The following is a 13,274-nucleotide window of genomic DNA, read 5'->3' as shown; positions in this document are numbered from 1 at the left end:
CTTCGCCCGAAAATCTAGTCGATGATGTTGTTGGCACCTTCCGCCTTCAGGCGGGCGATACCGTCTTTCATCTGCTGCAGCCGTTCAGGCGCGTGGCCTTGCCACTGTGTCACTTCAGCAAGCACCCGCAACGGATCGCGGGAGCGATAGGACAGCGTCGGATTGCCGGGAAATTTTTTGTCCGTCACATTCGGATCGGCCATGGTCGGCTCGACGACGTAGATTCGCCCTGGTGTGGTGCCTGCGGCCAGCTCCGCGCCCCAGATCGCTGCATCGAGCGTGGTCGCGAAATAGACCCAGGACAGCGGCATGACGTCGGTGAAGTTGGATTGTTGGCCGACGACAATGAGGTCGCCAGGATTCAGATCGGCGCGGGTGCCGTGGAAAAACGATTGCACGAACGCGGTTGCAGCAGATGACATGAGACAATCCTGGAGACCTCACCCGAAGAGGTGATTGAATACACAATTTCAGAGCAGAAATACCTCGTGCCGGTGTTTCGGGCTGGGCTGATATCGGCCAGGACCCGTTGCGGACAATCCGGAACCCGCTTAGCGTTCGTGGGCAGACTTGATGAAAAGCGAGGCCTTCTTATGAGTGGACGTTTTTCGTTTGGCTTTTGTGCGATTGCATTTGTCTTGAGCTTTGTTTTCCCGGGAATCGGCTTAGCGCAAGGAAACTCGCTCAGGAATCAATTGATCGGCACCTGGATTTACGTATCCAGCACAGGCACACGAGAGGACGGCAGCGCCGTTCAGCGGCCGAGCCTGCAGGGTGCAGTCACCTACACCGCCGAAGGCCGCTTCCACTTCATCACGGTGAGGACCGATGCTCCTAAGTACGCCTCAGGTGACTCTGCCCGTCCCTCGCCGGAGGAGGCCATGGCCGTCGCATCAGGCGTGGTTGCTTACACCGGCACTTATACAGTGGACGAGAGCACAAGAACAATTCACGTCAACATCGAAACGAGTTCTTTCCCGAATCTGGTCGGCGCACCCAATCAGCGCCGGATCGTCACATCGATCACCGACGACGAGGATGGCGTGCTCGTTAACGTTCACCAATCCGCGCACACCCGCAGGCATAACTCTTGAGCTTGCATTCAAGCGGGCCAAGTAACTTTTTGAACCGAACCTCGTTCGAAGACATTTTTGGCGGCGCGCCGGTGTCCTTCTCCAAGGACAACCATCTCGGCGTATCCGCCGCAACCATCGGCCAGATCAAGAACGGCCGCTGGGTGACGATTGCCAAGAACCAGTCTCGTAAGAGCGAGAAAAATAGACTGACGACGGCGATGCCTGATAGAAGACGTCGAGCATCGCCGGTTTAGGAGGGATTCTTGACCTATCCGGCGGATTGGATCCCCCGGGGGTCGTTATCCCGGTGGGAGGCGACATAGTCGATCTCGCCGCGTGTGGTGCCGATATCCAGCAACTCCCAATCACTGAGGCCGGACAGGGCCCTGTGGACCCTCCGACGCTCGCGCCGTTCTCGAAGCGCGCTCCAAAATCTCTCAAAAAATCCGACAGTTCCGATCTGCGCGAAGGTCCGTGGAGACCCGGTTGTGTCATAGGCTGTGTTCATCGCGGTAACTCCGCCGATTGATCCACCTATGCCACGCTGCCCCGGTATCGCTGGGTGCGCTTGATATCCGGCTTACATTTTCCTTATCGGCGGCTTATTGTTGCTGGACGAATGATGCCGCGCTCTCCGGGGACAGAGAGCAAGCCCAGGGAATGGTGCCATGCGCTATTTCTTCGAGGATTTTGCGTTGGACACCGACCGGCGCGAGTTGCGGCGCGGGCCCGATATTGTGCCGACCACGCCACAGGTTCTCGATCTGCTCGAATATCTGATCCGGAGCAGGGACCGCGTTGTCAGTAAGGACGATCTCGTACGGGTGATTTGGAATGGTCGCATCGTGTCCGACGCCGCGCTGACGACCCGGCTGAACGCCGTCCGACGCGCGATCGGTGACTCCGGCGAACAGCAGCGTCTTATCAAAACATTCCCACGAAAAGGCTTTCGTTTCGTGGGCGCGGTGCATGATGAGGATCGGCGCCCGGAAACGGCGGTGGACTCGATCGCTCTCGCAGAACCGTCGAGGCTTGGCTGCGCGACCGGGGCGGCAGCAGTTTTGATCCCGGCTCTGTCCGAAGAGGATGCTGGCAAACAGCGATCCGATAGCTGGCTCGGTCACTTCAGGGGGCGCCTGAAGCTCGTCGGCGGAGCGCTGACGTCGGTTGCCGCCGTCGGCGCGATTGCCGGCGGCCTTATCGGCTATTGGAATGTCTGGAAGATCGTTCGCACCGACGCCGTTCATGAAACTCAAAAGGTTGAGAGTCAATCGGCAGTCCGGCGTGAGATCGCACCTCGTCTCTCACTGGTCGTGTTGCCCTTCGTCAACCACAGCAACGATTCCGAACAAGACGAATTTGCCGACGCCATCACAACGGAGTTGACGAGTGATCTCGCGCGAACCCCCGCCATTTTCGTTGTCGGGCGCGAGGCGGCCTTTGCCTACAAGGACAAGCCGATCGACCTGGCGCAGCTCAAGGCGGATCTCGGCATCCGCTGGGCCGTACACGGCGTAGTGAGTCGCAACGGCGACCAGGTGCGGATCAATGTCTCGCTGACCGATCTCGATACCGTCCGCGATGTATGGTCAGATCGGTTTTACGGCGATCATGCAAACCTGGCCGTCTTGCGAAACAACATCGCAGCGCGGCTTCTCTGCGTTGCGCACCTCCGCCTCCGTCAATACGAAGAGGCCATTGAACAGTGTAGCCGCTCGCTCAACACGACGGGTGCGGACGTTCAGGCCTATATTGGCCTGATCTCGGCTTACGAGCCGGCGAGACAGAAGGGGACGGCGGGCGAGGGCAATGGCCCTGCACCCCAACGCACATCCTGATTTTGCGCCCGCGCCTCAAAATTGATACCTTCGCAAACCCCCATCCACCGGGATGACCGTGCCCGTGATGTACCGCGCCACCGGCGACGCCAGGAACACCGCGAGCGCCGCGAGATCCTCCGGCTCGCCCCAGTAGCCGACCGGAATCTCTTCTTCGGCAAAGCGCTCGCGATAATCGGGCGCGTAGTTGCGGCGGATCTGCTCGCTCATGATGCGGCCGGGCGGGATGCAGTTGATGGTGATGCCGTGCTCGCCGATCTCGCGCGACAAGCCCTTGGCCCAGGCGTGCACAGCAGCTTTCGCGGCGAAAGCCGCGTTGAGACCTTCCGGCTCGGACTTGCCGGTGATGTTGACGATGCGGCCCCATTTGCGTTCGATCATCTGCGGCAGCAGCGCATGCGCGATGCGGCGGTAGCTGGTGAAATTCAGCGCGATCGCTTCGTCCCATTTGCTGTCGGGCGCATCGACCGGCAAGGGGCGGCTGCCGCCGGCATTGTTGATGAGGATGTCGACATGGCCGAGCTCGCTCACGGCGAAGGCTGAAATCTTCTCCGCTGCGTCCTTGGCCATCACGTCCTGCTCGAACGGCGTGATCAGGCCGCCGCCGACTTCCTTCACCAACTCGGCGAGCAGGTCGGTGCGCCGCGCCACGCCCACCACGCGCACGCCTTCGGCCGCGAGGCCCTTGGCAATTGCGCGGCCGATGCCGATGCTTGCGCCGGTGACGACGGCGGTTTTCGATTTCAGCCCGAGGTCCATGATCACACGCTCTCTTGTTCGCTTTTTTGCGTTTTGGTGTTCGTTTGCCGTTCGTTTCCTGCCCTGTCGCGGGTGCGGCGATTTGCCCGACCGGGACGAGCAGTGGTAACCAAGGGCGGCAGCGAAGGAAATACGAAAAAGAAAAGGCGCAGATTATGGTCTGGGATCCGCAGCAATATCTGAAGTTCTCCGGTCACCGGCTCCGGCCCGCGGTCGACCTGTTGATGCGGATTCCCGATGTTGGCCCGCGCACGGTCGCGGACCTTGGCGCCGGCGCGGGCAATGTCACGAAGCTCATCAGGGAGCGCTGGCCGACCGCCGCGGTCACCGGCGTCGAGGGCTCGGCCGAGATGGTTGCCGCGGGGCGCAAAGCCGCGCCGGACGTGGAATGGTCACATGAGGACCTCGGCCATTGGCGCCCCGCCAAGCAATACGACGTCGTCTATTCCAATGCCGCACTGCACTGGCTGCCCAATCACGCGGCACTCTTTCCGTCGGTGATGGAGAAGGTCGCGCCCGGCGGCATGCTTGCCGTGCAGATGCCGCGCAACTTCCTGGCGCCGTCGCATGTCCTGATCGGCGAGACCGCCCTGAACGGGCCGTGGCGGTCCAAGGTCGAGCACCTCGTCACGCCGCCGCCGGTCGAGGGGCCGGCCTTCTATCACGATCTCCTCGCGCCCTTGTCGCAGAATATCGACATCTGGGAGACCGAATATCTCCAGGTCCTCGAGGGCGAGAATCCCGTGAAGGAATGGACCAAGGGCACCTGGCTGACGCGCTATCTCGACGTGCTCGAGGGCGCCGAGAAGATCGCGTTCGAGGCGGCTTATGGCGAGCGAGTCGCAAAGGCCTATCCCAAGAACACCGCGGGCCAGACGCTCTTTCCGTTTCGGCGGCTGTTCATGGTCGCCCAACGCAAGGGTTAATGCCCTTCGGCGATGCGACATAAGCGCTCGCTTCCCGGGACAGGAGCGGGCGCCGGGTTGCGCATGCGACCGCCATCAAGATAGCTTCGCTGCGGCAAATTGGGCTTAGGTCTAGTTGTTCGGGGTACGGATTGCTGCCACTACTGAAACCGTAAAACAAAAAAGAAGCCGGTTTCCGAGGTTGTTGGGGAGGACTTTCATGCGCAAACTGCTCTTTGCGGTCGCAGCGGCCGCGTTCGCTTTGGCTCCTGCTGTGGCCGAGGCCCAAAGCCCGATCATCATCAAGTTCAGCCACGTCGTCGCCAACGATACCCCGAAGGGCAAGGGCGCGCTGAAGTTCAAGGAGCTTGCCGAGAAGTACACCGACGGCAAGGTCAAGATCGAAGTCTATCCGAACTCCTCGCTCTACAAGGACAAGGAGGAGATCGAGGCGCTGCAGCTCGGCTCGGTGCAGATGCTCGCGCCCTCGACCGCGAAATTCGCACCGCTCGGCATCAAGGAGTTCGAGGCGCTCGACCTGCCCTGGCTGTTCAAGGACGAGCAGACCTATTCCAACGCGATGAAAGGCACGGTCGGCAAATGGCTGTTCCAGAAGCTGGAGACCAAGGGCATCACCGGTCTCGCTTATTGGGACAACGGCTTTCACATGGTGTCGTCGAACCGCCCGCTAACGAAGCCGGAGGATTTCAAGGGCCTGAAATTCCGTATCTCCGGCTCGAAGATCGCCGACCAGTATTTCCGTCTCATGGGCTCGATCCCGCAGATCATGGCGTTCTCCGAAGTCTACCAGGCGCTGCAGACCGGCGTGGTCGACGGCTGCGAGAACACCGCGTCCAACTATCTGACGCAGAAGTTCTACGAGGTGCAGAAGGACATCACCGTGTCCTATCACGCGCATCTGCAATATGCCGTCATCGTCAACTCGAAATTCTGGTCCGGCCTGCCGCCTGACATCCGCACCCAGCTCGACAAGGCCATGGCGGACGCGAGCGAGTACACCAACCAGATCGCGCACCAGGAGAACGAGGACGCGCTGGCCGAGATCAAGAAGACGGGCAAGACCACGCTGCATTATCTGACCGACGCCGACCGCAAGGCGTGGCAGGAAGCGATGCAGCCGACTTACAAATGGGCCAAGGGCCGGGTCGGGCAGGAAGTGCTCGATCTCATCGGCAAGGAACTCGACGTCAAGATGAACTGACGCGTTTTCCGGGAGAATAATACCAACGGTCGGGAGTGTGCGCACTCCCGACCGTTTCGCATCGATAGGGGGGCTTTGATTTGCTTCGCGTGCTGAACCAGGGGCTCAATCATCTCGAAGAATGGTTGATCGCGACGCTCATTGCGGCTGCAACCGGGCTGATCTTCATCGCCGTCGTGCACCGTTACGGTGCAGGCGAATCGATCAACCTGTCGCGATGGGCGGCCGCGCACGGCATGACCTGGCTGGCATCGCTGTCGATGGCGGTGTTCACCTTCCTGTCCGAGCTCGACCTGTCCTGGGCGCAGGAACTCTGCATCTACATGTTCATCTGGATGGCGAAGTTCGGCGCGGCCTATGGCGTGCGCACCGGCATCCATGTCGGCGTCGATCTGCTCGTCAACCGTTTGCCCGAGCATTCGCGCAAGCACGTGATCCTGTTCTCGCTGCTCTGCGGCGCGCTGTTCACCGGCATGATTGCCACCTTCGGCGCCTCGTTTGTTTCCGAGATGTTCAAGACCGGGCAGCAGTCCAACGACCTGGAAGCGCCTATGTGGTTCGTCTATCTGGCGATTCCGCTCGGTTCCGGGCTGATGTGCTTCCGCTTCCTCCAGGTCTCCTGGTTCTATTTCTGGACCGGCGAGCTGCCGCATCATGACGAGACCCAGGTCGAGGGCGTGGAGGCCGACATTTCGCCGGCACTGCATCCGCAGCCTGCCGGTGCCGCGACGAAAGCCGCCGCCCGAAAAGTCTCGCCGCTCGGCGTGATCCTGATCCTGGCGCCGATCCTGATATTCGCGATGTGCCTTGCCGAGAAGTTCGGCGTGTTCGCGCTGCCGCAATGGATGCGGGCTGCGACAGTGTTTGGGCTCCTGATCGCGCTGATGCTGACCGGCATCCCGGTCTCGATCGCGCTCGGCCTCACCGTGATGACCTTCCTGTTCACGCTGACGACGGTGCCGATCGAAGCGGTCTCGATGAAGCTCTTCACGGGCATCGAAGGCTTCGAGATCATGGCGATCCCGTTCTTCATCCTCGCCGGCAATTTCCTCACCCATGGCGGCGTTGCGCGCCGCATGATCAATTTCGCGACGTCGCTGATCGGGCACTGGCACGGCGGACTGGGGCTCGCCGGCATCGTCGCCTGCGCCATGTTCGCGCTGGTGTGCGGCTCGAGCGTGGCGACGGTCGCCGCGATCGGCGCCATCGTGCTGCCGGAGATGGTCCGTCACGGCTATCCCATGCGCTTCGGCGCCGGCATCATTACGGTTGCCGGCTCGCTCGGCATCCTGATGCTGCCGTCGATCCCGAAGATCGTCTATGCGGTCTCCACCAACACCTCGATCGGCGCGCTGTTCGTCGCGGGTCTCTTGCCCGGCATCCTGCTGACGACGATGCTCTGCATCGTCACCTGGTGGCTCGCGCGCAAGCGCGACTATCCGCGGCTGCCGAAGGCGACTTGGGGCGAGACCATCCACGCCTTCCGCGAGAGCATCTGGGGCTTGATGCTGGTCGTCATCATCATCGGCGGCATCTATAGCGGGCTGTTCACCGCCACCGAGGCGGCCGCGATGGCCGCGGTCTACTCCTTCATCATCGCCGTGTTCGTCTACAAGGCGATCAAGATGGCCGACGTGCCGCGGGTGCTGCTGCGCGCCGCCAACACCAGCGCGATGCTGCTCTACATCGTCACCAACGCAGTGCTGTTCTCCTTCGTGCTCTCCAACGAGAACCTGCCGGCCACCCTGGCCGACTGGATCGCAGCGCAAAACCTCGGCTGGGTCGGCTTCCTGCTGGTCGTCAACGTGTTGCTGCTGCTCGCCGGCAACTTCATGGAGCCGAACTCGATCATCCTGATCATGGCGCCGATCCTGGCGCCGGCGGCCAAGAAGCTCGGCATCGACCTCGTCCATTTCGGCATCGTCATGGACGTCAACATGGAGGTCGGCCTCTGCCATCCGCCTGTCGGCCTGAACCTCTACGTCGCATCGATGATCGCGCGCATGCGCATCACCGACCTCGCGGGAGCGGTGATGCCGTGGCTGCTCACCATGCTCGGCTTCCTCGTCATCGTGACCTACTGGCCCGATTTGACGCTGTGGCTGCCGCGGGTGCTGGGGATGCACTAGGTCGTGCCGCGTTCAGCGACCGGCGTTGCCGGTCGTTGGCTGTTGGAACCGGGACACTAATGGGATTAGATGGCTCCAACCAAATGAGGGGAGGAGCCATCCCAATGACCGAGATTTCGAGCAGCGAGCCGAAGGACGCAACGCCGTCCGTCATTGCGCAGCAAACGGCAATGCTGAATGCGCTGCCGTTTTCGGACACGCGGGATTTTGACGACGCGGCGCGCGGCTTCCTCGGCACGATCGAGCACGCGGAGATTACGAATCCGCAGGGGCGGACGGTCTGGAGCCTCGAGCCCTATGGCTTTCTGTCCGCCGAACAGGCGCCACCGACGGTCAATCCGAGCCTGTGGCGGCAATCGCGCCTCAACATGCAGCACGGGCTGTTCGAGGTCGTGCCCGGCGTCTATCAGGTGCGCGGGCTCGATATCGCCAACATGACGCTGATCGAGGGCGACAGCGGTGTCATCGTCGTGGACACCCTGACCTCGATCGAGGGCGCCCGCGCCGCGCTCGATCTCTACTTCAAGCACCGCGGTGTGAAGCCGGTTGCGGCTGTCATCTTCACGCACACCCATACCGATCACTGGGGCGGCGCGCGCGGTGTGCTGGAGGAGGATGCGCTCGCCAGGGCCAGCGTGCCCATCATCGCGCCGAACCTGTTCATGGAGCATGCCGTCTCCGAGAACATCATCGCGGGGCCGGCGATGCTGCGTCGGGCGCAATATCAATTCGGTCCGTTCCTCGCCAAGGGGGCGCGAGGGCAGGTCGATTGCGGCCTCGGCAAGACCATGGCGGCGGGCGCGGTCGCGCTGCTGCGGCCGACCGACCTGATCATGGCGACCGGAGACAAGCGTGTCATCGACGGCGTCGAGTTCGAATTCCAGATGGCACCGAACAGCGAAGCGCCGGCGGAGATGCACTTCTTCCTCCCCCGCTACAAGCTCTTGAACCTCGCCGAGAACTGCACGCATAATTTCCACAATCTGCTGCCGTTCCGCGGCGCCGACGTGCGCGATGCGCTGGCGTGGTCGAAGTACCTCAACGAGGCGCTGCATCTGTGGGGCGGCAAGGCCGAGGCGATGTGCGGCCAGCACCACTGGCCGGTGTGGGGCCGCGAGCGCATCGACACCATGATCCGCGAGCAGCGCGACCTCTACAAATTCGCGCATGACCAGACCATCCGCCTGATGAACCACGGTCTGAACGCGGCCGAGATCGCCGAGACGATCCAGCTGCCGAAGAGCCTGGAGGGCGCCTGGCCCGGCCGCGGCTACTACGGCCATATCCGCCATAACGTGAAAGCGATCTACCAAAAATATCTCGGCTGGTACGACGCCAACCCGGTCAATCTCGATCCGCTGCCGCCGGTGGAATCGGGGAAGAAGTTTGTCGAGTACATGGGCGGCGCCGACGCGATCCTGACGCGGGCGCGTGCTGATTTTGACAAGGGCGAATTCCGCTTCGTGGCGCAGGCGCTCGGCCATCTTGTCTTCGCCGAGCCGGACAATCAGGCGGCGCGCGCATTACTGGCCGATACGCTGGAGCAGCTCGGCTATGCCGCCGAGAGTTCGACCTGGCGCAACGCCTATCTGTTCGGCGCCCAGGAATTGCGCCAGGGCATGCCGAAGACGCCGCCGCGCCCGCCGATGCCGCGCGAGACGCTGGCGGCGCTGCGCACCTCACAGCTCTGGGACGTGCTCGGCATCCGCCTCAACGGCCCGAAGGCGGAAGGAAAGCACATCGTGCTGAACTGGAGTTTTTCAGACACCGGCGAGACATTCGTGCTCAATTTGGAGAACTGCGCGCTGACCTATACCGAAGGCGTGCAGGCCGACAACGCCGACGCCAGCTTCATGCTGGCGCGCGCCACGCTGGATGAGGTGATCGCGAAGCTGACGAGCTTTCCGGAAGCGGTCGCCGCCGGCAAGGTCAAGCTGTCGGGTAACCCGATGCGGCTTGCCGAGCTGATGGGCCTGATGGACGAATTCCCGCGGATGTTCGAGATCGTAGAGCCGAAGCGGGCGGTGGTGGTGTAGGGCGGCCGCTCGCCTCGTTCCTGCTGGCATCGCTTTCCACACACTCACTGTCATCGCCCGGCTTGACCGGGCGATCCAGTCCTCCGCGGCGGATGTTGCGTGAACGAACTGCCGCCGCGGAGTACTGGATGCCCCGGTCAAGCCGGGGCATCCACAGTGTGTCTTGAGGCGACAAAGCGCCCTCTACTCCGCGCTGCTGACCAGCTTGATCCGCGGCGCGGTGGCCTCGGTCAGGTTGCGATAGGCGGCGAGATAGTCCAGCGCCATTCGCCGCGCCGTGAAGCGCTTCTCGAACTGCTTGCGGATCGCCGTGCGGTCGAGCTGCGCGAGGCGGTTGACGACGCCGGCGGCGCTGAGGATGTCCTCGACCACGAAGCCGGTGAGGCCCTCGTCGATGATCTCCGGCACCGAGCCCCGGTTGAAGGCGACGATTGGCGTGCCGCAGGCCATGGCTTCGATCATCACCAGGCCGAACGGCTCCGGCCAGTCGATCGGCAGCAGCAGGCCGAGCGCACCGCTGAGGAAATCCGACTTCTCGTGATCACTGATCTCGCCGATGAAATCCACCAGCGGATTGTTCTCGATCATCGGCTTGATCAACTCGTCGTAATAGTCCTGGTCGGCGCGATCGACCTTGGCCGCGATTTTTAGCGGGATGCCGCAATGCATCGCGATCTTGATGGCGCGGTCGACGCCTTTCTCCGGCGCGATGCGCCCGAGCACGGCGAGATATTCCTGCTTCGCCAGCTTCGGCGTCAGCAAGTTTTCAGGCAGGCCGTGATGGATCGTCGTCACCCAGTTCGCCTGCGGCACCGGCCGCCGCTGTGCGTTCGAGATCGAGATGACGGGCATCTTGGAGAACGTGTTGAACACCGGCTGGTGCTCCGGCAGATCGAGCCGGCCATGCAGCGTGGTCAGGAACGGCGTCGGCTGCCGGTAGAACAGCGACCACGGATAATAGTCGAGGTGGAAGTGGAGGAAGTCGAACTCCTCGTCGTCACATTTTTGCCGCACGCGCTCCAGGAGCACCATGTGCAGCGCGTTGGGATCGCGCACGGAACCGTCGAGGCGAAGCGCCCGCGGCCATAATGCGTCCAGTTTTGCCGACGTCTGCGAGTCGCCACTGGCGAACAGCGTGACGTCGTGACCCAGGGCAACCAACTCTTCCGTCAACCAATGCACCACCCGCTCGGTGCCGCCATACAGCTTGGGTGGAACAGCCTCCGTCAACGGAGCTACCTGCGCGATGCGCATCTCACCTTCTCCTCTGCGATCATGAAACGTTGAACCCCCAGCGTGTCGGCACCGGCAATGCCAGCGAAGGGAACGTTCCCGCAGTTGCGAAGTTCCTCTCAACGAACGTTACATCTTCGACACACTGCGGCGCGGTCGCGATGCTGCCATCACCTCTTCTCAGATCGTCCGCATCCGCATGTCGTGATGGGGGTGCCCGGAACCGAGGCGAAGCGGTCGATGTTCAATCGGCCAGTAAGAACAATTGGAATCATTACGACGGGGTCGAGTGTCATATGGATCATCTTTCTGGATACGCGCGCAGGCCATTTGCTTTTGTCGTGCGCTATTTGCGGCGTCGATTGGCGTCGCATCTGGTGATCCTGGGCGCCGTGATTGCAGCCGTTGCCTGCTCGGTAGGCACGCAATACGGCGTCAAATTTCTTGTCGATAGTCTGTCGGCGGGAACCTCGCATGGTGGTAGCGTATGGCTGGCATTCATTCTGCTCATGTCGCTGATCGCCGCCGACAACTTTCTGTGGCGGATCGCGAGCTGGACGGCGAGCTTCACCTTCGTGCGTGTCACGGGCGATTTACGCCGTGACATATTTCGTCATCTGACCGGGCATGCGCCGAGCTATTTCTCGGACCGCATGCCGGGCATGCTGACCAGTCGCATTACGGCCACATCCAATGCGGTGTTCACCGTCGAGAACATGTTCGTCTGGAACGTGTTGCCGCCGTGCATCGCCACAATTGCGGCGATCGCGCTGATTGGAACCGTGAGCCCGTATATGGCGCTCGGCCTGACCGTGATCGCGGGCGGCATGGTGATCGCCATGTTCCATCTGGCCGCGGCCGGCAAGCCGCTGCATGACGATTTCGCCGACAAGGCCGCCGTCGTCGACGGCGAGATGATCGACGTCATCAGCAATATGCCGCTGGTTAGGGCGTTCTGCGGCATCGGCCATGAGCACGAGCGGTTCGATGCCACCGTCAACCGGGAACTCACCGCGCGAAGCCGCAGCCTGCGTTATCTGGAGAAGCTGCGGCTGCTACATGCCGGCGTGACCGTGGTTTTGACCGTTGCGCTGATGGCCTGGGCCGTCACGCTCTGGCAGCAGGGCGAGGCGACCACCGGCGACGTCGTGCTGGTCTGTACCCTCGGCATCTCCATTCTCAGTGCGACGCGCGATCTCGCCGTGGCCCTGGTCGATGTCACCCAGCACGTCGCGCGCCTGACCGAGGCGATTGCGACGCTGCTGGTGCCGCACGAGCTGCGCGATCACCCGGAGGCGGAACCGCTGGTCAAGACTGGCGCCGCGATCGCGTACAACAACGTCACCTTCGGCTATCCCGGGGCTGAGAAGATCTTTGAGCGATTCAGCCTGCGGCTCCAGCCCGGCCAGCGCGTCGGCCTGGTCGGCCAGTCCGGCGGCGGCAAGTCGACCCTGTTCACGCTGCTGCAGCGCTTCTACGATGTCGACGAGGGCAGCGTGACCGTCGACGGTCAGGACATCTCCATGGTCACGCAGCAGAGCTTGCGCGAGGCGATCTCCGTGGTGCCGCAGGACATTTCGTTGTTCCACCGCTCCATTCGTGAGAACATCCGCTACGGCCGGCCGAATGCGACCGACGACGAGGTGCTGCGCGCGGCGATCGCGGCGCGCTGCGATTTCATCGACAGCCTGCCGGAAGGTCTCGACACCATGGTCGGCGACCGCGGTGTGAAGATGTCCGGCGGTCAGCGCCAGCGCATCGCGATCGCGCGCGCCTTCCTCAAAGACGCGCCGATCTTGCTGCTCGACGAGGCGACTGCCGCGCTCGACAGCGAATCCGAGGAGGCGATCCGCGAGGCGCTGTCGCGGCTGATGCGCGGCCGCACGGTGATCGCGATCGCGCATCGCCTTGCGACGCTGCGCAATTTCGACCGGGTGATCGTGCTCAAGCATGGCAAGATCATCGAGGACGGCGCGCCCGACCGCCTGATGCAGGGCCACGGACCCTACCGGGAGCTGGTGACGCAGGAAATGAGCCGGCTCGCGAAGTTCGCCGCGTAAACCCAGCAGTTGCGTT

The 13,274-nt window shown here is 62.5% G+C and carries 11 protein-coding genes and 2 pseudogenes; 9 read left to right on the top strand and 4 right to left on the bottom strand.

Annotation, left to right across the window (positions count from 1 at the left end):
• Positions 1–14: 14 nt before the first annotated feature.
• Positions 15–422 (bottom strand): NAD(+)--rifampin ADP-ribosyltransferase, encoded by a 408-nt coding sequence (arr, locus tag JJC00_RS28580; protein ID WP_200469180.1) that lies wholly within the window; start codon positions 420–422, stop codon positions 15–17.
• 171 nt (positions 423–593) lie between these two features.
• Here arr and JJC00_RS28575 point away from each other — a divergent pair, with 171 nt between their 5' ends.
• Entirely contained in the window at positions 594–1,094 is a 501-nt protein-coding gene (locus tag JJC00_RS28575) for a lipocalin-like domain-containing protein (RefSeq protein ID WP_200469179.1), read from the top strand.
• On the top strand, positions 1,091–1,330 hold the full coding sequence (locus JJC00_RS28570) for a hypothetical protein (RefSeq protein ID WP_246773952.1): 240 nt from the start codon (positions 1,091–1,093) through the stop codon (positions 1,328–1,330). Before JJC00_RS28575 ends, JJC00_RS28570 begins: the two co-directional genes overlap by 4 nt.
• Positions 1,331–1,344: 14 nt before the next feature.
• Here the strand turns inward: JJC00_RS28570 and JJC00_RS28565 are convergent, their stop codons facing one another.
• Entirely contained in the window at positions 1,345–1,584 is a 240-nt protein-coding gene (locus JJC00_RS28565; protein ID WP_200469178.1) for a DUF1127 domain-containing protein, read from the bottom strand.
• A gap of 160 nt (positions 1,585–1,744) precedes the next feature.
• Between JJC00_RS28565 and JJC00_RS38350 the strand changes: the two are divergent.
• Positions 1,745–2,089: pseudogene (locus tag JJC00_RS38350) on the top strand (winged helix-turn-helix domain-containing protein); the annotation flags it as partial.
• An 840-nt stretch (positions 2,090–2,929) separates the two neighbouring features.
• Here the strand turns inward: JJC00_RS38350 and JJC00_RS28555 are convergent.
• A complete protein-coding gene (locus tag JJC00_RS28555; RefSeq protein ID WP_027528940.1) occupies positions 2,930–3,673 on the bottom strand; it encodes an SDR family NAD(P)-dependent oxidoreductase in 744 nt (247 codons plus the stop codon).
• 155 nt (positions 3,674–3,828) lie between these two features.
• On the opposite strand from JJC00_RS28555, the gene JJC00_RS28550 reads away from it, so the two are divergent.
• The 5 genes and pseudogenes from JJC00_RS28550 to JJC00_RS28535 all read left to right on the top strand — a co-directional run bounded on the left by JJC00_RS28550 (position 3,829) and on the right by JJC00_RS28535 (position 9,965).
• Positions 3,829–4,599, top strand: a complete 771-nt coding sequence (locus JJC00_RS28550) for a methyltransferase domain-containing protein (protein ID WP_200469176.1) — start codon at positions 3,829–3,831, stop codon at positions 4,597–4,599.
• Between the two features lie 199 nt (positions 4,600–4,798).
• Positions 4,799–5,800 carry a DctP family TRAP transporter solute-binding subunit gene (locus JJC00_RS28545; protein ID WP_200469175.1) on the top strand — a complete coding sequence of 334 codons (1,002 nt, stop codon included), beginning with the start codon at positions 4,799–4,801 and terminating at the stop codon, positions 5,798–5,800.
• 236 nt (positions 5,801–6,036) lie between these two features.
• Positions 6,037–6,354, top strand: a pseudogene (locus JJC00_RS38805) (TRAP transporter small permease); the annotation flags it as partial.
• A 291-nt stretch (positions 6,355–6,645) separates the two neighbouring features.
• Positions 6,646–7,929 (top strand): TRAP transporter large permease, encoded by a 1,284-nt coding sequence (locus JJC00_RS38800; RefSeq protein WP_349643552.1) that lies wholly within the window; start codon positions 6,646–6,648, stop codon positions 7,927–7,929.
• Positions 7,930–8,033: 104 nt separating this feature from the next.
• Positions 8,034–9,965 (top strand): alkyl/aryl-sulfatase, encoded by a 1,932-nt coding sequence (locus JJC00_RS28535; protein WP_200469173.1) that lies wholly within the window; start codon positions 8,034–8,036, stop codon positions 9,963–9,965.
• Positions 9,966–10,148: 183 nt separating this feature from the next.
• Here JJC00_RS28535 and JJC00_RS28530 read toward each other — a convergent pair whose 3' ends face one another.
• Positions 10,149–11,219: a glycosyltransferase family 4 protein gene (locus tag JJC00_RS28530; RefSeq protein WP_200469172.1), complete on the bottom strand. Its 1,071-nt coding sequence runs from the start codon at positions 11,217–11,219 to the stop codon at positions 10,149–10,151.
• A 275-nt stretch (positions 11,220–11,494) separates the two neighbouring features.
• On the opposite strand from JJC00_RS28530, the gene JJC00_RS28525 reads away from it, so the two are divergent.
• Positions 11,495–13,258 carry an ABC transporter ATP-binding protein gene (locus JJC00_RS28525; RefSeq protein WP_200469171.1) on the top strand — a complete coding sequence of 588 codons (1,764 nt, stop codon included), beginning with the start codon at positions 11,495–11,497 and terminating at the stop codon, positions 13,256–13,258.
• Positions 13,259–13,274: the final 16 nt, after the last annotated feature.

The sequence above is a fragment of the Bradyrhizobium diazoefficiens genome (assembly GCF_016616885.1).
In the GTDB taxonomy this organism is placed as follows: domain Bacteria; phylum Pseudomonadota; class Alphaproteobacteria; order Rhizobiales; family Xanthobacteraceae; genus Bradyrhizobium; species Bradyrhizobium diazoefficiens_F.
Note: the sequence above shows the minus strand (reverse complement) of the source record. Positions and strands in the feature narration are given on the sequence as shown.